The sequence below is a fragment of the Pseudomonas wenzhouensis genome (assembly GCF_021029445.1).
In the GTDB taxonomy this organism is placed as follows: domain Bacteria; phylum Pseudomonadota; class Gammaproteobacteria; order Pseudomonadales; family Pseudomonadaceae; genus Aquipseudomonas; species Aquipseudomonas wenzhouensis.
Window position 1 is genome coordinate 2,832,448 of sequence record NZ_CP072610.1, and the last position, 21,674, is coordinate 2,854,121.

General features: G+C 63.6%; 26 protein-coding genes, 1 tRNA gene and 1 riboswitch. Of the genes, 5 read left to right on the forward strand and 22 right to left on the reverse strand.

Annotated elements, in window-relative coordinates; genetic code table 11:
• Window positions 1-46: 46 nt before the first annotated feature.
• The 18 genes from J7655_RS20800 to moaB all read right to left on the reverse strand — a co-directional run bounded on the left by J7655_RS20800 (window position 47) and on the right by moaB (window position 14,652).
• Entirely contained in the window at window positions 47-172 is a 126-nt protein-coding gene (locus J7655_RS20800) for a hypothetical protein (protein WP_267914131.1), read from the reverse strand.
• Window positions 169-1,374 carry an MFS transporter gene (locus J7655_RS12950; RefSeq protein ID WP_147810893.1) on the reverse strand — a complete coding sequence of 402 codons (1,206 nt, stop codon included), beginning with the start codon at window positions 1,372-1,374 and terminating at the stop codon, window positions 169-171. Before J7655_RS12950 ends, J7655_RS20800 begins: the two co-directional genes overlap by 4 nt.
• Before the next feature lie 49 nt (window positions 1,375-1,423).
• Window positions 1,424-1,828, reverse strand: a complete 405-nt coding sequence (locus J7655_RS12955; RefSeq protein WP_230924807.1) for a MarR family winged helix-turn-helix transcriptional regulator — start codon at window positions 1,826-1,828, stop codon at window positions 1,424-1,426.
• A 73-nt stretch (window positions 1,829-1,901) separates the two neighbouring features.
• The gene (locus J7655_RS12960; RefSeq protein WP_230924808.1) at window positions 1,902-2,633 is read right to left on the reverse strand and encodes an adenosylcobinamide-GDP ribazoletransferase; all 732 of its coding nucleotides are present in this window, start codon (window positions 2,631-2,633) and stop codon (window positions 1,902-1,904) included.
• Window positions 2,630-3,202 carry an alpha-ribazole phosphatase family protein gene (cobC, locus tag J7655_RS12965; protein WP_230924809.1) on the reverse strand — a complete coding sequence of 191 codons (573 nt, stop codon included), beginning with the start codon at window positions 3,200-3,202 and terminating at the stop codon, window positions 2,630-2,632. Before cobC ends, J7655_RS12960 begins: the two co-directional genes overlap by 4 nt.
• Window positions 3,202-4,257, reverse strand: coding sequence for a nicotinate-nucleotide--dimethylbenzimidazole phosphoribosyltransferase (gene cobT, locus J7655_RS12970; protein ID WP_230924810.1), 1,056 nt, complete (start codon window positions 4,255-4,257; stop codon window positions 3,202-3,204). Before cobT ends, cobC begins: the two co-directional genes overlap by 1 nt.
• Window positions 4,254-4,775 carry a bifunctional adenosylcobinamide kinase/adenosylcobinamide-phosphate guanylyltransferase gene (gene cobU / locus J7655_RS12975; RefSeq protein WP_230924811.1) on the reverse strand — a complete coding sequence of 174 codons (522 nt, stop codon included), beginning with the start codon at window positions 4,773-4,775 and terminating at the stop codon, window positions 4,254-4,256. The genes cobT and cobU overlap by 4 nt, the downstream gene beginning before the upstream one ends.
• Before the next feature lie 57 nt (window positions 4,776-4,832).
• Entirely contained in the window at window positions 4,833-6,284 is a 1,452-nt protein-coding gene (locus J7655_RS12980) for a cobyric acid synthase (protein ID WP_230924812.1), read from the reverse strand.
• Window positions 6,284-7,294 (reverse strand): threonine-phosphate decarboxylase CobD, encoded by a 1,011-nt coding sequence (gene cobD, locus J7655_RS12985; RefSeq protein ID WP_230924813.1) that lies wholly within the window; start codon window positions 7,292-7,294, stop codon window positions 6,284-6,286. Before cobD ends, J7655_RS12980 begins: the two co-directional genes overlap by 1 nt.
• Complete coding sequence (gene cbiB / locus J7655_RS12990; protein WP_230924814.1) at window positions 7,287-8,195, reverse strand: adenosylcobinamide-phosphate synthase CbiB; 909 nt, start codon at window positions 8,193-8,195, stop codon at window positions 7,287-7,289. The genes cobD and cbiB overlap by 8 nt, the downstream gene beginning before the upstream one ends.
• Before the next feature lie 3 nt (window positions 8,196-8,198).
• Window positions 8,199-8,852 (reverse strand): 5,6-dimethylbenzimidazole synthase, encoded by a 654-nt coding sequence (bluB, locus tag J7655_RS12995; RefSeq protein WP_230924815.1) that lies wholly within the window; start codon window positions 8,850-8,852, stop codon window positions 8,199-8,201.
• Window positions 8,849-10,141: a cobyrinic acid a,c-diamide synthase CobB gene (locus J7655_RS13000; RefSeq protein WP_230924816.1), complete on the reverse strand. Its 1,293-nt coding sequence runs from the start codon at window positions 10,139-10,141 to the stop codon at window positions 8,849-8,851. Before J7655_RS13000 ends, bluB begins: the two co-directional genes overlap by 4 nt.
• Entirely contained in the window at window positions 10,141-10,752 is a 612-nt protein-coding gene (gene cobO, locus J7655_RS13005; protein ID WP_230924817.1) for a cob(I)yrinic acid a,c-diamide adenosyltransferase, read from the reverse strand. Before cobO ends, J7655_RS13000 begins: the two co-directional genes overlap by 1 nt.
• A gap of 190 nt (window positions 10,753-10,942) precedes the next feature.
• Window positions 10,943-11,153, reverse strand: a riboswitch (cobalamin riboswitch).
• Between the two features lie 39 nt (window positions 11,154-11,192).
• Window positions 11,193-11,513: a hypothetical protein gene (locus J7655_RS13010; protein WP_230924818.1), complete on the reverse strand. Its 321-nt coding sequence runs from the start codon at window positions 11,511-11,513 to the stop codon at window positions 11,193-11,195.
• A 6-nt stretch (window positions 11,514-11,519) separates the two neighbouring features.
• Window positions 11,520-12,044, reverse strand: coding sequence for a C40 family peptidase (locus J7655_RS13015; protein WP_230924819.1), 525 nt, complete (start codon window positions 12,042-12,044; stop codon window positions 11,520-11,522).
• Window positions 12,045-12,128: 84 nt separating this feature from the next.
• Entirely contained in the window at window positions 12,129-12,752 is a 624-nt protein-coding gene (locus tag J7655_RS13020) for a C40 family peptidase (RefSeq protein WP_230924820.1), read from the reverse strand.
• A gap of 149 nt (window positions 12,753-12,901) precedes the next feature.
• The gene (locus J7655_RS13025) at window positions 12,902-14,116 is read right to left on the reverse strand and encodes a molybdopterin molybdotransferase MoeA (RefSeq protein ID WP_230924821.1); all 1,215 of its coding nucleotides are present in this window, start codon (window positions 14,114-14,116) and stop codon (window positions 12,902-12,904) included.
• A complete protein-coding gene (gene moaB / locus J7655_RS13030; RefSeq protein WP_147810909.1) occupies window positions 14,113-14,652 on the reverse strand; it encodes a molybdenum cofactor biosynthesis protein B in 540 nt (179 codons plus the stop codon). Before moaB ends, J7655_RS13025 begins: the two co-directional genes overlap by 4 nt.
• 68 nt (window positions 14,653-14,720) lie before the next feature.
• Between moaB and mobA the strand changes: the two genes are divergently transcribed.
• The 3 genes from mobA (at window position 14,721) to J7655_RS13045 (ending at window position 15,795) form a co-directional block, all read left to right on the forward strand.
• Window positions 14,721-15,311: a molybdenum cofactor guanylyltransferase MobA gene (gene mobA, locus J7655_RS13035; RefSeq protein ID WP_230924822.1), complete on the forward strand. Its 591-nt coding sequence runs from the start codon at window positions 14,721-14,723 to the stop codon at window positions 15,309-15,311.
• An 86-nt stretch (window positions 15,312-15,397) separates the two neighbouring features.
• Window positions 15,398-15,619 carry a YgdI/YgdR family lipoprotein gene (locus J7655_RS13040; RefSeq protein WP_230924823.1) on the forward strand — a complete coding sequence of 74 codons (222 nt, stop codon included), beginning with the start codon at window positions 15,398-15,400 and terminating at the stop codon, window positions 15,617-15,619.
• A 99-nt stretch (window positions 15,620-15,718) separates the two neighbouring features.
• Window positions 15,719-15,795, forward strand: a tRNA-Pro gene (locus tag J7655_RS13045).
• A gap of 287 nt (window positions 15,796-16,082) precedes the next feature.
• Here the strand turns inward: J7655_RS13045 and J7655_RS13050 are convergent.
• Together J7655_RS13050 and J7655_RS13055 are read right to left on the reverse strand one after the other, a co-directional pair.
• Window positions 16,083-16,319, reverse strand: coding sequence for a glutaredoxin family protein (locus J7655_RS13050; protein ID WP_230924824.1), 237 nt, complete (start codon window positions 16,317-16,319; stop codon window positions 16,083-16,085).
• Between the two features lie 48 nt (window positions 16,320-16,367).
• Window positions 16,368-17,507, reverse strand: a complete 1,140-nt coding sequence (locus J7655_RS13055; RefSeq protein WP_230924825.1) for a DUF5610 domain-containing protein — start codon at window positions 17,505-17,507, stop codon at window positions 16,368-16,370.
• Between the two features lie 320 nt (window positions 17,508-17,827).
• On the opposite strand from J7655_RS13055, the gene J7655_RS13060 reads away from it, so the two are divergent.
• Window positions 17,828-19,072, forward strand: coding sequence for an OprD family porin (locus tag J7655_RS13060; protein ID WP_230924826.1), 1,245 nt, complete (start codon window positions 17,828-17,830; stop codon window positions 19,070-19,072).
• 122 nt (window positions 19,073-19,194) lie between these two features.
• Window positions 19,195-19,464: a Rho-binding antiterminator gene (locus J7655_RS13065; protein WP_230924827.1), complete on the forward strand. Its 270-nt coding sequence runs from the start codon at window positions 19,195-19,197 to the stop codon at window positions 19,462-19,464.
• Window positions 19,465-19,500: 36 nt separating this feature from the next.
• On the opposite strand, the gene J7655_RS13070 is transcribed toward J7655_RS13065, so the two are convergent.
• Together J7655_RS13070 and J7655_RS13075 are read right to left on the reverse strand one after the other, a co-directional pair.
• Complete coding sequence (locus J7655_RS13070) at window positions 19,501-20,040, reverse strand: DUF2058 domain-containing protein (RefSeq protein WP_064494525.1); 540 nt, start codon at window positions 20,038-20,040, stop codon at window positions 19,501-19,503.
• A gap of 424 nt (window positions 20,041-20,464) precedes the next feature.
• Window positions 20,465-21,568 carry an IS110 family RNA-guided transposase gene (locus J7655_RS13075; protein WP_230924828.1) on the reverse strand — a complete coding sequence of 368 codons (1,104 nt, stop codon included), beginning with the start codon at window positions 21,566-21,568 and terminating at the stop codon, window positions 20,465-20,467.
• Window positions 21,569-21,674 lie beyond the last annotated feature (106 nt).

Here is a 21,674-nt window from a genome sequence, read left to right on the forward strand (position 1 = left end):
GCTAACACAATCGCATTACGCTACTCGCAGACCCGCCCTTAGGCAACTAGCAGATACCAACGCCCAACTGCAGCAGGGCCAGCCCACCCTGACGCCAGCCCCACCAGGCCAGCGTCAACAACAGGCCGAAGCCCAGGGCTACGGCACTGAACGTCACTACCTGGCGGTTCATGCCGGCGCCCCCTGCAGCCGCGCCACCGGCACTTCCCGTACCGGCCAGTTCAGCGCAGCGGCCATCAGGCTCAGGCCGACGGCAATCTGCCAAACCAAGTCATAGCTGCCGGTGGTGTCGTAAAGGTAGCCCCCCAGCCAGCCGCCAAGGAAGGAGCCGAGCTGATGGAACAAAAAAACGATACCGCCAAGCATCGACAGATTGCGCACGCCGAACAGCGTCGCCACGGTGCCGTTGGTCAGCGGCACGGTCGACAACCACAGCAGGCCCATGGCAATGCCGAACAGGTAGGCGCTCCACTGCGTCAACGGTGCCAGCAGAAACAGCGTGATCACCACGCCACGCAGCAGATACAGCACGCTGAGTAATCGCGGCTTGGCCATGCGCCCACCGAGCCAGCCGGCAATATAGGTGCCGAAGATATTGAACAGCCCCACCAGCGCCAGCACCGTGGTACCGGTCAATGCGGGCAAATGGTGGTCGACCAGATAAGCCGGCAGATGCACGGCGACGAACACTACCTGAAACCCACAGACGAAGAAGCCCAGCGCCAGCAGCCAGAACCCCGAGTGACTGGCGGCCTCGCGCAGCGCTTCGACCAGCGTCTGCTGCGGACCGTTGCTGGCAGGTTGCGGCGCCTCCCTGATCATCGCCGCCAGCGGCAGAATCAACGCCACCAGCAGCCCCAGCGCGAGCAACGCAGCCGACCACCCCAGCCAACTGATCAGCCCGAGCGTGCCAGGCAGCATGGCGAACTGACCGAAAGAGCCCGCCGCCGCCGCAATACCCATGGCCATGCTGCGTTTTTCCACCGGTACGGCACGGCCGACCACGCCGAGAATCACCGAGAACGAGGTGCCGGACAGACCGATACCGATCAGCAAGCCGGCGCTGAGCGACAGTGACAGCGGCGAGTCGGCCATGCCCATGCACAGCAGCCCCAGCACGTAGAGCACACCACCGATGACGATGGCCTTGCGCGCACCGAAGCGGTCGGCCAGCGCGCCGGTGATCGGCTGCGCCAGGCCCCAGATCAGGTTCTGCAGGGCGATGGCGAAGGCGAACACCTCACGCCCCCAGCCGAACTCGGCACTCATCGGCGGCAGGAACAGGCCGAAGCCATGGCGCGTGCCCAGCGACAGCGCCAGGATCAGCGAGGCGCCGAGCAGCAGCCAGGTGGTTGAACGCCATGCAGTTGTCATCGCTATCTCCAGCGTACGGTCGCCTGCGACCGTGTAAGCAGTAGGGCCATCAGGCCAGTTCTTCGAGCAGGCTCATCAGCTCGGCACGGCGCTCGGCGCCTAACCAGGCATTGAGTTCACGCTGCACCTGTTCCCACAGCGGCAACGCCTGCCCGATACGTTGCAGGCCGGCTTCCGTGAGCCGTACCTCGCGAGCGCGCAAGTCGCGCCCTTCACCCAGTTGCACCAGTCCCTGCTCCGCCAGCACCCGCAGGTTGCGCCCCAGCGTACTGCGATCGAGCCCCATGGCGTCGGCGAGCACAGAGATGCTCGGCTGCGTGAGCCGCTGCACATGACGCAACAGGGAAAACTGCGCAGCACCGAGCCCGACGGCCGCGAGGGCATCGTCATAACGACGGGTGACACCACGGCTGGCGCGGCGTAATTGAGTGCAAAGACAGGAGGTCGGCAACATGAATACAGGTATATACCCGCTTTAGCGATTAGCACTCATACAGTTACTCACTGCCTCGCCATAACAGTTGCAATCAGAGACTCAGGGCCAGCGCCAGCAGCACGCCACACTCACCCAGCTCGACCAGCGCGCCGGCCGTATCGCCGGTGGTGCCGCCCAGGCGCCGTAGCAACGCGCGGCGCAGCCAGATGAACAGCAGCAATGCCGTGGCCAACGCCAGCAGCCCCATCCAGCCGAACAGCAGCATGCCCAGCAGATGCATGCCCAGCACCCAGGGCAATTGCCCGCGCGGCAGATGCTCGACCAGCGCCTGGCCCAGCCCACCCACGCGCACATAAGGCGTGGTCGCCAGCAACAGCGGCAACAGGCTGCGCCCCAGCCAGGGCAGCAGCAACAGGTAGATGCCCTGTCCGGCCTGTAGCAGCGTGAACAACGCAGCGAACTTGAGCAGCAACAGCAGCACCAGCACCACCACCGCGATAGGGCCACTGCGCGGGTCTTTCATGATCGCCAGGGTACGCTCGCGATCTGCGAAGCCACCGACCCAGGCGTCAGCGGTATCGGCCAGGCCGTCCAGATGCAGGCCACCGCTCAAGCCCACCCATAGCGCCAGGATGATCGCCGCCTGCAACACCGCCGATGCCTGCCCCAACAGCAGATGGGCGCCCCACAGCAGCAGGCCGAGCAGCAGCCCCACCAGCGGGTACCAAAGCAGCGAGCGCCCCACCTGCTCGGGGGTCGGTATGCCCGGCAGGCTCACTGGAAGACGAGTAAGGAACTGCAAGGCGATCAGCAACGCAATCATGGCAACTCCGCCAGTTGTCCATCGGCATCCAGGCGCAGGCGAAAACGCTGGGCATAGCCGACGTTGACCTGCAGCAGATCCTGCCGTGGCAGGCCGCGCGCACGCGCCAGGAGCAGGCGCATCACACCGCCGTGCGTGATCAGCAGCAGGCGTTCACCCGCGTGGCGCTGCTGCAAGCGCTGCAGGGCAGACAGAATGCGTGCCTCGAAGTGCAGCAGAGGCTCGCCATTGGGCGGTGTGAAGGCATAAGGGTCGGCCCAGAAGCGGCCCAGCGCCTCCGCGTCGGTTTCCATCAGCGCGGCAGCGCTGCGCCCTTCCCAGTCACCAAAATGCAACTCCCGCACATCGGGCTCAAGGTGCAGCGGCAATGAATGGGTAGCGGCCAGCTCCTCGGCAAACCGAGCGCAGCGCTGCAGCGGCGAGCTAATCAGGCGATCCCAGGGGCCCGCGTCCTGCACCGCTCCGCGCAGTTGCGCCCAGCCATGCTCAGTCAGCGCGTCGTCCAGGCTGCCCCGCAGCCCACCACCCAGCTCGGTTTCACCGTGACGCAGCAAGTCCAGATACAGCATCAGTTTGCCCCCTGCGCCACGGCAGCCTCGGCGAACGTCGCCATCTGCCCGTGCAGGGCACAAGCCAGGCGCAGCAACGGTACGGCCAGGGCGGCGCCGCTGCCCTCGCCCAAACGCAAGCCAAGCTCCAGCAACGGTTCGGCCTGCAGCGTCTGCAGCACCCGTACATGACCGGGCTCGGCACCGTGATGGGCGAACAGCAGCCAGTCGCGACAGGCTGGATTGAGGCGCACGGCGAGCAAGGCGGCAACGCTGCAGATAAAGCCATCGACCAATACCGTCACCCCCTGCTGCGCGGCGGCCAGGTAGGCGCCGGTGAGCGCGGCGATCTCGAAGCCACCGAGGTGGATCAATGCCTGCAAGGGGCCGTCGATCTGCGCGCGGTGTAGGCTCAACGCGGCATCGATCACCCGCGCCTTGTGCGCTACACCGGCGTCATCGAGACCGGTACCGGGGCCAGCCAGCTCGCTCGCCGGGCAATCCAGCAGCCAGCAGGCAAGTGCCGCCGCTGCCGTGGTGTTGCCAATGCCCATCTCACCGCCAACGAACAGATCACAACCAACGGCACGGGCGCGCTGGATGCTGTCGCGCCCGGCCTCCAGGCTGATCATTGCCTGAGCCAGGGTCATCGCCGGATCGCGGGCGAAATTCTGCGTGCCGGCGCCGACCTGCAGATGACGCACGCCAGGCAGCGGCGGCAAGGGTTCGGCCGTACCCAGGTCGATCACCTCCAGCGCCGCATCGAGTTCGCGCGCGAGCACGCTGATGGCCGCACCGCCAGTGACGAAATTGGCCAGCATCTGCCCGGTCACCGCCTGCGGATAGGCGGAAATACCCTCGGCCACCACGCCATGATCACCGGCAAAAATGGCGATCCACACATGCTCAAGCGTCGGTCGCTCACGCCCCTGCAACGCCGCCAGATGAATGGCCAGCGCTTCCAGTCGCCCCAGCGCACCCGCTGGCTTGGTCAGTTGCTGCTGACGCGCTTCGGCCTTGATGCGAGCCACATGATCGAGCGGCTGGCACGGCCCCTGCCACCACTGCAGACTCATAACGCCGCCCCCTTGAGCACCATGGGCAGGCCGGCGACGGTGAACAGCACACGCTGGCTGCGCTCGGCCAGCGCCTGGTGCAGCCAGCCGGCCTCATCGACATAACGACGGGTCAGCTCGCCCAGCGGCACCACGCCCAGCCCGGTTTCATTGCTGACCAGCAGGATGCGCCCGGGCAGTTTGTTCACGCAGTCAAGCAGTGCCTCGCGCTCGGCTGCCAGCCGAACCGGATCGTCCTGCAGCAGCAGATTGGTCAGCCACAGGGTCAGGCAGTCCACCAGCAGACAACGATCGGGCGCAGCTTGCTCGCGCAGCACACGGGCCAGCGCCAGCGGCTCTTCGACCAACGCCCAGTGCGCAGGCCGACGTGCGCGATGCTGGGCAACGCGCGCATTCATCTCGCCATCGAGCGGCTGGCTGGTGGCGATGTAGAGGACCTCCAACCCGGAGTCGTCGGCCAGCTTCTCGGCCAGCCGGCTCTTGCCGGAACGAGCACCGCCGAGGATCAATTCAAGCATCTTCACTCCGTAGGGTGCGCTGTGCGCACCATTTCAAAACCTGCAAATGCCGCGCCCCTACCCCAGGCCGCAAAGTGCCTTGAGTTTTTCGGTATCCAGGTGCAATTCCACCTGGTCGGCAAGGCGTTCGATATCGCGCTCGCGCAGGGCCTGGTAATCCACCGCTTGCACCGCATGCAACCCGGCCCAGCGCAGCAAGGCAGCGGCTGCCGAAGGCTGCTCGAACAGGCCGTGCAGATAAGTGCCGAGCACCTGGCCATCGGCGCTCAACCCGCCGTCGCTGCGCCCGTCATCGAGTTGCACGGCGCCATTGAGGCCAGGGCCACGGCTGACCCCGGCATGAATTTCGTAGCCGCTGACCGGTGCCTGCTCCAGGCACAGCCGGCCGCGTACGTTGCGCAGCTGCTTCTCTGGCTCCAGCACCGTCTCGAAATCCAGCAGGCCGAGGCCCTCGCTGCTGCCGGCTGCGCCTTCCAGGCCGTGCGGGTCGTGAATCTGCCGACCGAGCATCTGCAGGCCACCGCAGATACCCAGAATCTTGCCGCCATAGCGCAGGTGACGGGCGATGGCGGCGTCCCAGCCCTGCTCGCGCAGGCGCGCAAGATCGGCGCGCACGCTCTTGGAGCCGGGCAGGATGATCAGATCCGCTGGCGGGATAGCCTGGCCCGGCCCAACGAAGGTCAGTTGCACCTGCGGGTGCAGGCGCAACGGGTCGAAATCGGTATGGTTGCTGATGCGCGGCAGCACCGGCACCACCACGCGCAGCGCCTGCGCGTCCTTGGCCTGCTGCCGAGTGTCGACGGCGTCTTCGGCCTCCAGGTGAAAATCCATCAGGTACGGCAGCACGCCCAGCACTGGTTTGCCGGTGCGCTGCTCCAGCCAGTCCAGTCCCGGCTTGAGCAGGGCGATGTCGCCACGAAAACGATTGATCACGAAGCCTTGGATACGTGCCTGCTCGCTCGGGCTGAGCAGTTCCAGGGTGCCGACCAGGTGGGCGAATACACCACCCTTGTCGATATCGGCAATCAGGATCACCGAGCAGTCCACCGCCTCGGCGAAGCCCATATTGGCAATATCGCCGGCACGTAAATTGATCTCGGCAGGCGAGCCGGCACCTTCGACCAGCACCAGCTCGTGACGCTCGACCAGGCGCGCGTGGGACTCCAGCACCGCCGCCATGGCCACCGGTTTGTAGGCGTGATAGGTCAGCGCCTGCATATTGCCGATGGCGCGGCCGTGGATGATCACCTGGGCGCCCATGTCGCTGTTGGGCTTGAGCAACACCGGGTTCATGTCGGTATGCGGCGCCAGCCCGGCCGCCTGCGCCTGCACCGCCTGCGCCCGGCCGATCTCGCCGCCATCGACGGTCACCGCCGAGTTGAGCGCCATGTTCTGCGGCTTGAACGGCGCCACGGACACGCCCTGGCGCCGCGCCCAACGGCACAGTGCCGTGACCAGGGTGCTCTTGCCGGCATCGGAGGTGGTGCCCTGCACCATCAGGGTGGCCATCAGGACGTTTCCTCGAGACTCGCCAATATCGGCGCGCACTCCAGCAGCCCCTGCTCCAGCCGCAACCAGCCCGTCTCGTCCGCCGGCAGGCCAAAGCGCAGGCTGTCCAGTTCGGCGAACAACCTGATCAGAATGCCGCGCCGTGCCAGCAGCTCCATGCAGGGCACCGCACGGCGGGTGCAGCAGAACTGGAACAGCGCCGAACCGCCGGTAGCCGGCAGGCCACAGTCACGCAGCAGTGTCCTGAGGCGCTCACCATCGGCCAGCAAACGCTCGCGCTGGCGGCGCTGGCCCTCACTGTCACGCAGTAAAGTGCAGGCCACGCTGCGCGCCGGGCCGCTGACCGCCCAGGGTCCGAGCAGCGCCTCCAGCTCATCTAGCAGTGCCTGGGCGGCGAGCACGAAGCCCAGACGCAGGCCGGCCAGGCCGAAGAACTTGCCGAACGAGCGCAGCACGATCAGCCCCGGCATGTCGCTGTAGGCGGCCAGGCTGTGCTGCGGTGTGCAATCGATAAAGGCTTCGTCGACCACCAGCCAGCCGCTACGCTCGGCCAGCTCGTCATGCCAGTCGAGCAGGCGCGCCGGCTCGATCAGACGACCAGTCGGGTTGTTCGGGTTGACCAGCAGCAGCACATCCAGCTGCGGCAACGCACGATGCACCGCCCCCTCGCTGAGCTTGGTCACGCAATGCCCCTCGCGACGCCAGGCTGCGGCGTGCTCGGCGTAAGTGGGCGCGAGAATGCCGACGCGGCTGTGTCCACGCAGACGTGGCAATGCCTGAATCGCTGCTTGCGAACCGGCGACCGGCAGCAGGCCGACAGCGCCGTAGTAGTCACGCGCCGCCTGTTCCAGGCCGTCGTCCGTTTCAGGTAGTCGTGTCCAGGCAGAGCGCGGTACGGCGGGCAGCTCCCAACCATAGGGCGCAATACCGGTGGACAGATCCAGCCAATCCTCCAGCGGTATGCCATAGCGCTGCGCCGCCGCGCGCAGACGACCTCCATGTTCAAGCACCCAGCACCTCCCAGAGGATCAGGCATAACAGCCACCAGCCAACCCCAGCGATAACCCTGTTCATCGCCCGTTCGATATCCCGCGCCCGTGGCGGTGGGCCTTCGCCCAGTTGCGGGCGCTCATGTCGCTCACCGTGATATTCCGCCACGCCGCCCAGGCTCACCCCCAGGCTGCCGGCACCAGACGCCATCACCGGGCCAGCATTGGGACTGTCCCACAACGGCGCCTGCCGACGCCAGCAGCGCAGCGCCAGCCAGGTATGCCCGAGCAGCGCATAGGTCAGCGCCACCAGACGCGCCGGGATGTAATTGAGCCCATCATCGATCTTCGCCGCCGCCCAGCCGAAGCGCTCGAAGCGTTCGTTGCGATAGCCCCACATGGCGTCAAGCGTATTGCTCAGGCGGTACAGCACCACGCCGGGCGCGCCAGCGACGATGAACCAGAACAAGGCGGCGAACACGGCGTCGGAGCCGTTCTCCAGCACCGATTCGGTGCCGGCGCGGGCCACGCCGGTAGCGTCCAGTTCAGCGGTGTTGCGGCTGACCATCCAGCCGACGCGCTCGCGGGCAAGCCGCAGGTCACCCAGACGCAGCGCCTGCGCAACAGGTTGCGCATGCTCATACAGACTGCGCAGGCCCAGGGCGAAATACAGTGCGAGAATCTCCACTGCCCAGCTCACCCCGCTCACCTGTACCAGCAGCCAGGTGAGCAGCGTCAGCGGCAGCACCGCCAGGCACCAGGCCGTGACGCCGTGGCTGCGCCAGCCACTGCCAGCCGGGTTGAAACGCTGCTCCAGACGCGCGGCCAGGCGCCCGAAGGCTACCAGCGGATGCGCGCGGCGCGGCTCGCCCAGCAAGGCGTCCAGCGCCACACCGGCGAAGGTGATCAGCGCCAGGCTCATGGTTCAGTCACCCTGTTCTCCCCATCGATTCTCGAACAGCAGCTGATTCAAAGGTCGGGGCGTGGCCCAGCCCTCTTGCACCAGCATGGGTTTTTCATAGAAGGCATCCACCGGACCAAGGCACAGCAATGCCACCGGCTTGCTGCCGGCTGGCATCCCCAGCAGCTCGGCCAACGCCTCGGGGTCGAACAGCGATACCCAGCCCAGCCCGAGCCCTTCGGCACGCGCAGCCAGCCACAGATTCTGAATGGCGCAGGCTACCGAAGCCATATCCATTTCCGGCAAGGTGCGTCGCCCGAAGACATGTTTCTCGCGCCCCTCCATCAGCGCCACCGCCAGCAATTCTGCGCAATCGCGAATGCCCTCGACCTTCAGCCGCATGAACGCGTCGCTGCGTTCGCCCAGGGCTTCGGCGGTGCGCACCCGCTCGGCCTCCACCAGCCCATGGATCGCCTCACGCAGTTGCACATCGCGGATGCGCACGAAGCGCCAGGGCTGCATCAGGCCGACGCTCGGGGCGTGGTGAGCGGCTTCGAGCAAACGCGCCAATACCTCGGCCGGCACCTCGCCACCGTTGAAATGGCGCATATCGCGACGCTCGGCGATGACGCGGTACACCGCTGCACGCTCCTCAAGGCTGAAGGCGTGCTCGCTCATGGACGCAGCAGCGCGGCGGCCGCCTCCGGGTTGGACGGCAAGTAGAAGTGGATATAGCTGGCGGTGAGCCGTCCCAGGCGATACACCGCCTCGGCTACCGGCTTGCCATTCGGGCAGCGGCCGCGTACCAGCGGCTCGAGCGGGCTGTCCAGGCGCGAGTGATGGTAGCTATGACCACGCAGCTCGCCTTCCGGCAACGTCACTGCCTGCAGGGCCAAAGCGGTTAGCCGCGGCTGCAACGCAGCGCTGCCTGCCAGCAAGCCGAGCATGCGCCCGCTAACGCCTTGTTTGTCGCGCAGTTCATCGAGCAGATAGAGCATGCCGCCACATTCAGCCAGCAGCGGTTTGCCAGCCTGGTGATGAGCCCTAATCGCTGCGGCCATGGCCTGATTGGCTTCCAGCTCGGCCAGGTACAGCTCAGGATAACCACCGGGCAGGTATAGGCTGTCCACCTCCGGCAGCCTGCTGTCAGCCAGTGGCGAGAAGTAATGCAGCTTGGCACCGAGCGCCAGCAACAGGTCGAGATTGGCTTGATATAAAAAGGCGAACGCGGCATCACGCGCCACGCCAATACGCACATTTTTCATCAGGGGCGCAGGCTCATCGAACGGCGGCGCGGCGAAGCTCAGCGCAGGCGGCAGGTCGACGTTGGCGCTGGCGGCCAGGGCATCGGCGGCGGCGTCAAGGCGCGCATCGAGATCGGCCAGCTCAGCGGCCTGCACCAGGCCCAGATGCCGACTCGGCAGCTCCACCGCAGCGCTGCGCGGCAAGGCGCCGAACCAGCGAATGCTCGGCGGCAGCGCATCACGCAGGATCTCGCCGTGGCGTGTGCTGGCAACGCGATTGCCGAGCACGCCGGCAAAGGGCAAGTCCGGCTGAAAGGTGGCCAGGCCATGAGCCAGGGCGCCGAAGGTCTGCGCCATGGCCGCACCGTCGATCACGCCCAGCACCGGCACGCCGAAATGACGGGCCAGATCCGCCGCCGAGGGCTTGCCGTCGAACAGCCCCATCACCCCTTCGATCAGGATCAGATCGGCCTCGCCGGCGGCCTGCCACAGCAGGCGACGGCTCTCAGCCTCGCCGACCATGGCCAGATCGAGCTGGTACACCGGTGCGCCACTGGCGCGGGCGTGGATCATCGGGTCGAGAAAATCCGGGCCACACTTGAACACCCGCACCCGCCGCCCCTGGCGCGTATGCAAACGCGCCAGGGCAGCGGTGACGGTGGTCTTGCCCTGGCCGGAAGCCGGGGCGGCGATCAGCAACGCCGGACAGTGACGTGTCGTCATCAGAATTCGATGCCCTTCTGCGCCTTCACCCCGGACTTGAAGGCATGCTTGACCAGGCTCATTTCGGTGACGGTATCAGCCGCCTCGATCATCCCCGGCAAAGCGCCACGCCCAGTCACCACCACATGCTGCAGCAGCGGCCGCGCTTCGATATCCGCCAACACCGCATCCAGTTCGAGATAGCCGTGCTTGAGGGCGATATTCAGTTCATCCAGCACCACCAGGCCGACAGACTCATCGCTGAGCAGGCGCCGGGCCACCGCCCAGGCTTCCTGCGCCTTGGCGATATCACGCTGGCGATCCTGGGTTTCCCAGGTGAAGCCCTCGCCCATCACGTGGTAGCTGACTTCCTCGGGAAAACGGCGGAAGAAGGTCTCTTCGCCAGTGCTGGCCGCGCCCTTGATGAATTGCACCACACCGACCTTGATGCCATGACCCAGAGCGCGCGCAACCATGCCGAAGGCGCTGCTGCTCTTGCCCTTGCCATTGCCGCTGTGCACCAGCAGCAGGCCGTATTCGTCCTGGGCCTGGGCGATCTTCTCGTCGATCAGGGCTTTCTTGCGCTGCATGCGTGCCTTGTGGCGGGCATCGCGTTCGGCGGTCTCACTCATGCTGTGCTCCTGCACGTCAGGCACCCGCGCCGCCTGTTCAGCGAACAGTACGAACGGTCATGAGCAAAAAGATCGCGACGATCCGCATGCACTCATCCAGGCGCCAATGGCTGGTCAGGCAAGCGGAAGACGAAAAAACACGAACGCCCCGGTAGAACCGGAGCGTTGGCCGGACAACGCCCTCCGCGATGCCGTGAAACTGCGACAGGCCGGTCTCCGGGCTCGTGAGTGAACCCAAAGGTTCGGCACCGCGCCTTCCCGTGCAGTGCACAGTGGCTTTGAGCGGTGTTTGACTCACCTACCGTTGCGGGGGCAGCGCCGGCATTCGGACCGGCTTCCCTGTTTCACCCCTGCGCCATCACGGATGATGGCGCAGGGGCACCTGAAGCAAGGCGCGCAGGGTAGAGGCTGGCAGCCCTGCACGTCAACGCCGGGACGCCTCAATGCCTGGGCGTAAAGCCCGGCGGTTTACTGGCCAGCCACTCGACAAAGGTGCGCAAGCGATCATCGGCCAGCAACCGGCCCCGGTTGTTGTAGGTCAGTGCCAGCTCTTTTTCACTGAAGAGTCGGTGAATCTGGTTGTGGCAGGCACGGCACACCCAGAGCGTCGCCGTTATGCGCTGATGACGATCGAAACGCTTCTGCACATAGGGTTTGTCGTGCAGGGCCTTGGGAATCAGATGGTGACGCGTCAGCGCTACAGGTCGCGCGCACAACTCGCAGACCTCCGGCTGAGGCGGCAGGCGGATGGGCTCGACCATGACGGATCAGGGGTTACGGGCAAGCTCGGGCGTGATCACACGCTTGGCATCGAGATAGACGCGCTGCCAGTAGACATTGTCGAGGCTGTCCAGCCGTACGGTACCGCCAGTGGACGGTGCATGGACGAAACGCCCATCGCCCACGTAAATACCGGCATGGCTGACGGCGCGACCACCATTGGTGGCGAAGAACACCAGATCCCCGCTCTGCAATGCATCGCGGCGCACCGCAGGTGTACGCATGGCAATGAGTTCACGCGTCGAGCGCGGCAGGCTGATGCCGGCGGCATCACGGTAGACATAGCCGATCAGGCCGCTGCAGTCGAAGCCGCCTTCCGGGGTGTTGCCGCCGTAGCGGTAAGGTGTACCGACCAGCCCCAGCGCACGAAACAGCACATCCTCTGCGCCACCCAGGTAGGACGGCGAGGCGATTGGCGGGGTATGGACTGGCTGCGGAGAAGGTGCCCGGCTGCTGCAGGCAGCCAGCAACAGCGCAAGAGCAATGAGGGCGACACGGGTCGTGAGAGGCATTAGCGAGGCGATCCAGAGTCCAATGCGCCCTACTCTGCCCGAGTCACGACAAACGGCGCAACCCTTGGGTTACGCCATGCAACATCAGTTATGACGCTTGTCGGCAGGCGCCTGCTCTTCCACCTGAGCCAGCGCCAGCACGCGTTTGGCTTGCAGATAGCTGCGGTTCCAGTAGCTGTCATCGAGGCTATCGATACGCACACCACCACTGCGGCTACTGCTGGAATGGATGAACTGATCATCGCCCAGGTAGATGCCCGCATGGCTGACGCGGCCACGACCACGGTCATTGAACAGGATCAGATCACCAGGCTCCAGATCAGCCCGCGCCACCTTGGGCGCATCCAGGTTGATCAGCTCGCGCGTGGAGCGCGGCAGCTCCAGACCGACTTCCTGACGGAACAGGTAACCGACGAAACCGCTGCAGTCGAAACCGGATTGCACCGAGGTACCGCCGTAACGATAGCGAGTACCGATCAGCGAACGCCCAAGATCGAGCAGGCTATCGGCCAGTTGCGGCATTTCATAGGGCTTGTCGTCGATCAGCGCGTTGATTTCATCGTCAGCAGGCTCGGCCTGATGAGCCAGCGGACGCGCAGTAGGCTCGACCTTGGCATCGCTGATCTGCGGTTGCGGCGAGTGGCCGGCGCAGGCAGCGAGAAAGACTGTGAGTGCAAGAGGCACGAGGGGTGCGAAGCGTTTTAGCATGGGCACGACCGTGTCGGTTGAATTTACAAGCCTGCGACTATGCCCGCTATAAGGCTGATTTGCAAATTCTATCGTCGAAAATGTGACCCGGTTGTTTTGCCGCGCCATCTAAAGTGCCCAACCGTTCGCACAGCCGGGCGCTGCAGACGCTAGCCGAGGATCTCACTCAAGGGAATGAAGCGCAGCATGTCCCCTTCTGCCAAGGTGCTGCCCTCCATCACCTCGGCCAGCCCTTCGGCCCAGGCGGCACTGCGCAGCACACCGGAGCTCTGGTTGGCGTACGGCACTACGCGGCCATTCTCCAGGCGCGCACGCAGGTACTCACGACGTTTGCCCGGCTTGCCCCAGACAAAGCCTGCCGGCACCTCGAAGCCCAGCGGCTCCACTCGCTGCACACCGAGACGACGCAACATATAAGGACGCGCCAGCAAGCCGAAGGTGACCAATGTCGAAGCCGGATTGCCCGGCAAACCGATAACCGGAACCCCCTGGTAATGTCCAAAGGTCAGCGGCTTGCCAGGCTTGATCGCCAGCTTCCATAGCGTCAGTTCGCCGGCCTCACGCAGGGCCATGCCGAGAAAATCCGCCTCCCCCACCGACACACCGCCCGTGGAGAGGATCAGATCAACCTCGCCCAGGGCACCGAGCGCTGTGCGGATACGCGGCAAATCATCAGGCAATATGCCTGCATCGACTACCGCACAACCCAGCCGCAGCAACCAGGCAATCAGCAGACGCCGATTGCTGTTGTAGATCTGCCCCGGCCCCAGCGCCTGCCCCGGCTCCACCAGTTCGTCGCCGGTGGATAGCACGGCAACGCACAGGCGCCGCCGCACCCACAATTGTGCAGCACCAAGCGACGCGGCCAGGCCCAGCTCGATCGGCCCGAGACGCGTACCGGCCGGCAGCACGCACTCACCGACTCGCGTCTCCTGCCCCTGGGCACGAACGTTCTGCCCGATGCTCAGCGGCTCACGGAAATACACGCACCCCGCCTCATCCAGCTCAACGTTTTCCTGCATCTCGACGGTGTCGGCGCCTTCCGGTAGCGGCGCGCCAGTGAAGATACGCGCGCAACTGCCTGGCTGCAGTGGCAGCGGCGCATTGCCGGCCTGAATACGCTGACTGACCGGCAATGGCTGGCCGCTCCAATCAGCCAGCCGCAGGGCGTAACCATCCATGGCGCTGTTGGGCCAGGGCGGCAGATCCAGCGTGGCGATCAGTGGCTCGGCCAATATCCGGCCATCGGCATCGGCCAGCGAGACCGGCTCGCTCTCGTCAATGCGTGAGGCATCGGCCAAGGCCAGCAAGCGCTCCAGCGCAGCCTCCATGGGCAGCAAGCCGGGATGATCGCCAGCACTCATCCGCGCGTCTCGCAGGCGCCCACCTGCTTCAGGTGCGGGACGAAGTTACAGGGACGGTGCCGTGCATCCAGCTGATCGCCCAAAATGCCGTCCCAGGCAGTACGGCAGGCATTGGTCGAACCCGGCAGGCAGCACACCAGCGTGCCGTTGGCCAGGCCGGCCAGCGCGCGCGACTGGATGGTAGACGTGCCGATATCGGCCACGGATATCTGCCGGAACAGCTCACCGAAACCGTCGACCTGCTTGTCCAGCAGGCAAGCGACCGCTTCCGGCGTACTGTCGCGCCCGGTAAAGCCGGTGCCACCGGTGATCACCACGACCTGCACCTGATCCTCGGCGATCCAGGTCGCCACCTGCGCACGGATTCTGTACAGGTCGTCCTTGAGCAGCACACGGGCGGCCAATTGATGACCGGCGTCCGTCAGGCGATCGACCAGCAGTTGCCCTGAGGTATCGGTCTCCAGCGTACGCGTATCGCTGACGGTCAGTACGGCGATGTTCAGCGGCACGAAAACCGCATCAGCCTTATGGTTCATGGCAGGCATCCAATTGGGAGAGAATGGGCGCTGTTATATCACACAGCCCATCTACGGAGACCGCCTGCATGCCCGCATCCAATGCCTCTTCCTGCTGCTCCGTGCTACTGCTTTCCGGTGGTCGAGGCCAGCGTATGGGCGGACGTGACAAGGGCTTGCTGAACTGGCGCGGGCGCCCGCTGATCGCCTGGCTGCACGACCTGACAAGGCCACTGAGCGATGATCTGATCATCTCCTGCAACCGCAACCAGGAGCACTACGCGCCGTATGCCGATCAACTGGTCGCCGACCAGGAACAGGACTTCCAGGGCCCCCTGGCCGGCATTCGCGCCGGCATGGCCGCGGCCCGTCATGAGCAGATGCTGGTACTGCCTTGCGACGCACCGCTGGTCGATCATGCCCTGATCGAGTCACTGCTCGCCCAGGCTGGCAGCCAGCCCGTGGTGATTCGCCAGAATGATTACTGGCAGCCGCTGTTCTGCCTGCTGCCGACCCGTTTGCGCGATGACCTGGAACAGGCCTGGCAGTCAGGGGAACGCAGCCCGCAACGCTGGTTTGGCAGACTGACGCCCATCGCCGTCGACTGCCCCGTACAAGATTCACGCCTGGCCAACCTGAACACCCCGGACATGCTCGCTTCCAGCGCTAATATTGACTGATGCTATAAAACCATAAGGAACTCACGTGACAGTTTCACGTCTGAGCGAAGGCATAGCCCAACCGTTAGCCCTCAAGGAGACAGACCATGACCAAACGGATCATTCCCACACTGCTGATGACACTAGGCTTCGTTGTCCTGGCCGGCTGCTCGACCCCCTCGGTGATCACGCTCAACGATGGACGTGAGATCCAAACCGTGGACAAGCCCAAGTACGATGAAGACTCAGGCTTCTACGAATTCGAGCAACTGGACGGCAAACGCGCCACGATCAACAAGGATCAGGTGCAAACCGTCAAGGAACTCTGAGCAGGAAAGCCCGAGGCGCTGCTGGAGGCTGCTCGGCCCGAATATTTTTCAGGCTAACCCCTTGTGCGGTAAAAGTTTTTCAGTAGAATATCCCTCATTCGGAGTGTAGCGCAGCTTGGTAGCGCAACTGGTTTGGGACCAGTGGGTCGCAGGTTCGAATCCTGTCTCGCCGACCAGTCCTTTGTTTCAGCATGTCGTGACATGCCTCGAAACCCCAGAAAACCCGGCCTCTGCGCCGGGTTTTCTGTTTCTGCTTGCCTCACCTTATCCCCGGTCATCTCTACCTAATTGGTATGCCGATTGGCATGCTGGCAAAACACCTATAACCCAGCATACCAAACAGCCATGAAACGAGCGGATATCAAGCGCCGGCCGATGGCCGATACCACCCTCTCTCGACCAAATCAAAAAACCCGCCTCACGGCGGGTTTTTTATTGTCTGCGATTCATCATCTCAGACGTTTCAACTGAGAAACTCAACGACCTGCTCGGCATCGAACGGCCAATTCAGCTCGCTGCCCGTATCGCAACGGCGCAACACCGGAATACGCAGTCCGTATTGCTCGACCATGCTCTCGTGCTCGGCAATGTCGATCAACTCGACCAACAGACCGTTCTCCACGAACGGCATCAACAACGCCTCCGCCACCTCACAGAGATGGCAACCCAGGGTTCCGAAAAGTTGGCATTCAGGCGTCATCTACGCACCTCACTGTGAGCAAGGCGCGCAGTTTAGCACCACGATGAATCAGCTCGCGCCAGCGGCAGCGCCTGCCTGATTGGCAAGCAGAGACTGCAGGCCGCCAAGCAGACTGCGGTTGATGCTCTCGGCCTTGTCCAGACGCGGCTGATCGAAACGCTCATCGAGCGAGAAGCCGCCCTTGAGCAGATCCCTGAGCAGGCCACCGGCATCCTGGCTCAGATCACCGGCAGTGCGTAGCGCATCGAGCAGCCCCTGGGCATATTCCTGCAGCCCCGGATTGACCGCACTGACCCCCTGCCCGGCCACCGCGCCATAAGCATCAGTGGCCTGCCGCACGCTGGTCTGGGTCAGACGCAGCGACATCGATGCCAACTGTTCAGCATCCATATCCAGCGCCATGGCACGATCGAAGGCACCAGCCAGATCACCGGCGTAGAAGGTGTCGGAAAGTTCCTGCACCTGGCTGAAGAGCTTCTCCAGCGCCTTGACCTCGCCATAGTCCAGCTCGCCCTCGACCTGCACTTGCCAACCGCCGATGCGCATGCTGCCTGACTGGCTGCTGGCGGCGACGGTCGCAGACTTGTCATCGCTGGAGGCGGCAAAACTGCTCTGCGACCAACTGGCCGAAGCCTGTGCCACAGAGATGCGCAGACGGTCGCCATCACGGGTGGTGACGGACAGATCGAAGGTCTCTGCCAGGGCACTGAAACGCTCGCTGTAGCCGGCCAGGGCAACCCCGTCCGAAATGCTCGGAGCGGCACTGCCGAAGCGCTTGTCGAGGTCGCCCAGGCCGTCCTGAATGCGCTTGTAGGTGTCGTCGACGTCACTTGCCACCTGACCTTTGAGCACACCCATGCCATCGAGAATCTTGCGTGCCTCGGCAAAGCCCTTCTCTACACCATCGCGCGCCTGGGTCAGCAGCTTGTCCAGTTTGGCCGGATCAGCGCCGGCAGCAGCCTCACTCTGCAGGCGCTGCTCGATGAAACCGAGAATCCGCCCGGCGACCTTTTCAGGCGTGTAGTCATCGCGCGCAGCGGAAAGCGAGCCCGGCGGCACACCCAGCTTCTCGGCAAGACGGTTGGCCAGCGTGGCCTGAGCATCGATTGCAGTGTTGCGCGCCGCCTGGGACTGGCTGGCCTGCGCGGCACGGGAAGCGGCGGAGTTGAGTGAGTTCAGAGGATTCATGGCCGGGTACCTGAATAGGTTATCTGCCGACCTTAGCGGCCGCACACAGGCAAGCTTTAACCTTTATCGACCAACGGTTATCGATTTTTCTCAGCCTGATCACCCGCAGTCGATTTTTTTCTGACCGCCGGCGCTCCCACTAAAAACACGCGATAACCACGCGCTAGAGCCTACGCACCACTCCCCCCCGAAAGCGCGGAAACCCCCGCCAGACTAAAGTCTTACAGTCGACTCGCGAGCCAGATGCTTTATTTCATCGCGCCGTAACTGGTCGGTCACATCGTGGCCGACCTGCCAATAACAACGAGGAGACAACAATAATGAGCAAAACTCCCCTCGCCCGCGCCGTGGCCCTCGCCACGCTGGGCGCCAGCCTGACTCTACCGAGCCTGGCACAGGCTGACTTCATCGGCGACAGCAAAGCGACGCTGGAACTGCGCAACTTCTATATGAATCGCGACCTGCGTGATCCGGGTGTGGCCCAGTCCAAACGCGAGGAATGGGCACAGGGCTTCATTCTCAAGGCCGAGTCCGGCTTCACCGAGGGTACCGTCGGTTTTGGTCTGGATGCCTATGCAGGCCTGGGCCTGAAACTCGATTCGTCTGACGAGCGTGCCGGCACTGCTCTGCTGCCCAACGGCTTCGGCAACGAGGGGCCGGACGAATATTCGGAATTCAGCGGGGCGGCCAAGGCACGGATCTCGAAAACCGTCGGCAAGGTTGGCGGGCTGATGCCCAAGCTGCCCATCGTCTCCTCCGGCGACTCGCGCCTGCTGCCGCAGGTGTTCACCGGCGGCATGATCACTTCGCAGGAAATCGACGGACTGACCCTCAATGGCGGTCAACTGCGTGAAGTCAACCAACGCGCCTCTACCGACAGAGTGGATATCACCGCCACCAACGTCGGCGGCGAAAGCGACCGCTACAACTTCGCCGGCGGCGACTACAAGTTCAATGGTGGCAACACCACGGTCGGCGTGTGGTACGGCGAGCTGGAAGATATCTACGACCAGAAGCTGTACAACCTGATCCATGTGCAGCCCATCGGCGACTGGAAACTGGGCGCCAACCTGGCCTACTTCGACTCCCAGGACAACGGCCGCAAACTCGGCGGCAAGCTGGATAACGACCTCACCTCGGTCAATCTCTGGGCCGGTATCGGTGCGCACACTTTCCGCCTGGGCTACCAGAAGGTCGGTGGCGACAACGCCTTCCCCTTCCTGACAGAAACCGATCCGTACATCGTCAACTACATCCAGATTCTCGACTTTACCCGCAAGGACGAGAAATCCTGGCAGGCGCGTTATGACGTCAACTTTGCCAGCTACGGCATTCCAGGCCTGACCGCGTTCGTGCGCTACGTGACCGGTGACGGCTTCGACGGCGTGGGTGGCGCAAGCGGCAAGGAATGGGAACGTGACGTGGATATCAGCTACGTCATCCAGCAAGGCCCACTGAAGAACCTTGGCGTGCGCTGGCGTAACGCGATGGTGCGCTCCAACGCGAACATTGGCGATCTGGATGAGAACCGCCTGATCGTCAGCTACACCATTCCGTTGATGTAAGGCGCGTCCGCGAAACGAAAACGCCGCAACACCGGTATCGGGTTGCGGCGTTTCTTTATCGCCACGGAAAACAGCCGGGGGCATTTCTCGGCTAGTCTCCAGCCAGCGCGGAGGACGATTCGATGGACGACTACCAACCCCTGGCCTGTGACCTCTATGACTACCTGGAGATCGCCTGCATGCACCGCTATCAGTTGGCTATCGAGCTGATCGACGGCTCTCACCTGTTGGGCCAGGCCCTGACCACGCAAACCACGGCCAAGGAGGAGTTTCTCTTGATACGCACGAACGATGGGGAGCAGCGTCTGCGCATGGACCGCCTGCTGGCGATCACCCCACAGGATGCAGACGCCAGCTTTGGTCGGGTGCTGTTGAACGGTAATCGCTGCTGAACGTGACGGCCTACGCGAGCATGCAGTGACGCTGCGTTACCACATCAGATCATCAGGAATCTGATAGGCCGCGTAAGGATCGTCGGCATCCGGCTCTTCGACATGGGTATTGAGCAGGACGATGCGCGAAGCGTCGCGCTCCTGAATTTTCATTGCCGCCTCGCGCGGGATGATTTCATAGCCACCACCATGGCGCACGATGGCCAGCCAGCCGTTGGACAGTTTGTTGCGCACCAGCGTGTTGACCGGCAGGCGCTTGACCTTCTTGTCGTCGACGAAGTTGTAGTAATCCTCGCCATCGAGCTTGGGCAGGCGCGAACGCTCGATCAGTTGCTTGATCTGCGCCGCACGGGCTTTCTGTTCGGCTTTTTCCTGCTGCTGGCGGTTCAGCTCCTGATCGCGCGCCGCCTTCTCGGCTTGAGCCTGCAGTGCGGCCTGACGGGCACTGTCGTCCAGTTCGGCTTGGCCTTTCTTGGCCAGGCGCTGCTGCTTTTGCTGCTGTTTGCCAGCCTGCTTGGCTTGTTTTTCATTGACCAGGCCGGCTTTGAGCAGCTGGTCGCGCAGGGAAAGACCCATAACTTAACGATCCCACACTTGATTCAGACCAGGCGACGCCAGCGGCACCACCATGAAAGATGCCCAGCATAAGGGCTAAGACGCCTGGGCTCCAGCACGGAAGCCAACCCGTAGCCCGGATGCAACCCGGGAAAAGCAATTGAAAAGCTTCGCCCCGGGGCGGGGCTCCTATGTATGGACTCGCCCCCACTGTCAAACCTGCTTTTCAACACTGCTACCCGGCTGCATCTATGTATCAGGCCTATTCGAGGAAGCTGTCATCAGCTTCTGGCCAACATTGTGTGAGCTTGCGGTATGCCTATTACATTCAGACCTCGAAGGCCAGTAGGAGCCAAGGCATCAATCCGCAACGGTCTTACCTGGGGTCAATATTTTCTAGCAGAGGTTGGAGCGACTTCGCGCCCCGGTGGCAGAACTCGGTGGATCAGTGACTCATTTCCGCCTGCCTGTCATTAACTGGCTGGCGTTGATAAGTCTGTTCATTCTGTAGCAGCACCCAGGCGATCCGTAGGTTGCGGTTGGCTAACCTCACCGCCGCCTCTTTGCGCCCCAGGCGACTCAGCCAGCCCAGCAAGCGGCGATCATCCGGTTGCTGCGAATCAGGCCGTAGTTGTCGGAGGACCGCATGCGCGCCCTGGATCATCAGGCTGCGCATGTAGCCATCGCCTCGCTTGCTCATCTTGCCCAGGCGGATCTTTTCTCCGCTGCTGTGCTGATCAGGCACCATGCCGAAGTAAGCCGCATATAAGCGGGCATTGGCGAAACGTTCAGGTTCGGTTTGCTTGGCCAGCAGCGCGGTGGCGATGATCGGGCCGACTCCGCGCACCGTCATCAGTCGTTTCGCGGTCTTGTCCGCGTTCGCAGCAGCTTCCAAGCGCCCGCTCAAGACGTTGATGCGTTCGCCCAATTGCCGCCATTCACCCAGCAATTCGTCGATCAACTCCCGCAGTATCTCCGGCAGTGGCTGCGTTGCATCTTCCAGCACCCTCGGTATCACGTGGCTGATAGCCGCATCGCCTTGCGCCAGAGCCACGCCGTGCTCCAGCAGCAAACCGCGCATCTGATTACTCATCGCCGTACGCCGACGCACATAACCCTGCCGAGCGCGATGCAGCGCCTGCATGGCCAGCGAGGCAGCGCTTTTGATGGGCACGGCTGAAATCTTGCTATCGCGACCGGCGCGCAAGATCGACAGGGCATCGTTACGATCATTCTTCGCACCGCTGCGGTGACCCTCGACGAGACGAGCCGGAAGAATCCGCGCCAGGTTGCCTTGCCCCTGTAGCTGCCGTGCCCACGCCTGAGCACCTGGGCCAGTTTCAACCAGCACGACGACACTCGGCGGCAACTTGCACAGAAACTCGTAGAACGCCTCACGCGACTTGATCCGCGCCTCGTAACGCACCTGACCAAGAACGTCTTCTCCCGCCACCTGAAAGACCCGCTTGGCAAGATCGACTGCCACTGTCGTGCAGGCCGATAGATCGTTTAAGGCCTGGGATTGATTAGTTGCTGTATGCTTTTTCATGGACTCGCCCTCGCTGCCGTTGGCTTCTTAGACTGCCACCGTGGCGCATTGACGCCTCGGCGTGGGCGAGTCCATGTAATTACGAAAGGCCGCCTTGCCAACCTTA

Bases quoted from the DNA above. Each gene is read 5' to 3' on its own strand.
- cbiB (WP_230924814.1), bottom strand. From the start codon at position 8,195: ATGAGCCTGGCGCTGATCACCTTCGCCGGTGTGGCGCTGGACGCCTTG.
- bluB (WP_230924815.1), bottom strand. From the start codon at position 8,852: ATGAGCGAGCACGCCTTCAGCCTTGAGGAGCGTGCAGCGGTGTACCGC.
- cobU (WP_230924811.1), bottom strand. From the start codon at position 4,775: ATGCTTGAATTGATCCTCGGCGGTGCTCGTTCCGGCAAGAGCCGGCTG.
- moaB (WP_147810909.1), bottom strand. From the start codon at position 14,652: ATGAACCATAAGGCTGATGCGGTTTTCGTGCCGCTGAACATCGCCGTA.
- J7655_RS13050 (WP_230924824.1), bottom strand. From the start codon at position 16,319: ATGACGCCTGAATGCCAACTTTTCGGAACCCTGGGTTGCCATCTCTGT.
- J7655_RS13025 (WP_230924821.1), bottom strand. From the start codon at position 14,116: ATGAGTGCTGGCGATCATCCCGGCTTGCTGCCCATGGAGGCTGCGCTG.
- mobA (WP_230924822.1), top strand. From the start codon at position 14,721: ATGCCCGCATCCAATGCCTCTTCCTGCTGCTCCGTGCTACTGCTTTCC.
- J7655_RS12955 (WP_230924807.1), bottom strand. From the start codon at position 1,828: ATGTTGCCGACCTCCTGTCTTTGCACTCAATTACGCCGCGCCAGCCGT.
- cobC (WP_230924809.1), bottom strand. From the start codon at position 3,202: ATGCTGTATCTGGACTTGCTGCGTCACGGTGAAACCGAGCTGGGTGGT.
- cobO (WP_230924817.1), bottom strand. From the start codon at position 10,752: ATGAGTGAGACCGCCGAACGCGATGCCCGCCACAAGGCACGCATGCAG.
- J7655_RS13065 (WP_230924827.1), top strand. From the start codon at position 19,195: ATGGACGACTACCAACCCCTGGCCTGTGACCTCTATGACTACCTGGAG.
- J7655_RS13015 (WP_230924819.1), bottom strand. From the start codon at position 12,044: ATGCCTCTCACGACCCGTGTCGCCCTCATTGCTCTTGCGCTGTTGCTG.
- cobT (WP_230924810.1), bottom strand. From the start codon at position 4,257: ATGAGTCTGCAGTGGTGGCAGGGGCCGTGCCAGCCGCTCGATCATGTG.
- J7655_RS13010 (WP_230924818.1), bottom strand. From the start codon at position 11,513: ATGGTCGAGCCCATCCGCCTGCCGCCTCAGCCGGAGGTCTGCGAGTTG.
- J7655_RS20800 (WP_267914131.1), bottom strand. From the start codon at position 172: ATGAACCGCCAGGTAGTGACGTTCAGTGCCGTAGCCCTGGGCTTCGGC.
- J7655_RS13000 (WP_230924816.1), bottom strand. From the start codon at position 10,141: ATGACGACACGTCACTGTCCGGCGTTGCTGATCGCCGCCCCGGCTTCC.
- J7655_RS13070 (WP_064494525.1), bottom strand. From the start codon at position 20,040: ATGGGTCTTTCCCTGCGCGACCAGCTGCTCAAAGCCGGCCTGGTCAAT.
- J7655_RS12980 (WP_230924812.1), bottom strand. From the start codon at position 6,284: ATGGCCACCCTGATGGTGCAGGGCACCACCTCCGATGCCGGCAAGAGC.
- J7655_RS13040 (WP_230924823.1), top strand. From the start codon at position 15,398: ATGACCAAACGGATCATTCCCACACTGCTGATGACACTAGGCTTCGTT.
- J7655_RS12950 (WP_147810893.1), bottom strand. From the start codon at position 1,374: ATGACAACTGCATGGCGTTCAACCACCTGGCTGCTGCTCGGCGCCTCG.
- J7655_RS13020 (WP_230924820.1), bottom strand. From the start codon at position 12,752: ATGCTAAAACGCTTCGCACCCCTCGTGCCTCTTGCACTCACAGTCTTT.
- J7655_RS13060 (WP_230924826.1), top strand. From the start codon at position 17,828: ATGAGCAAAACTCCCCTCGCCCGCGCCGTGGCCCTCGCCACGCTGGGC.
- J7655_RS12960 (WP_230924808.1), bottom strand. From the start codon at position 2,633: ATGATTGCGTTGCTGATCGCCTTGCAGTTCCTTACTCGTCTTCCAGTG.
- J7655_RS13055 (WP_230924825.1), bottom strand. From the start codon at position 17,507: ATGAATCCTCTGAACTCACTCAACTCCGCCGCTTCCCGTGCCGCGCAG.
- J7655_RS13075 (WP_230924828.1), bottom strand. From the start codon at position 21,568: ATGAAAAAGCATACAGCAACTAATCAATCCCAGGCCTTAAACGATCTA.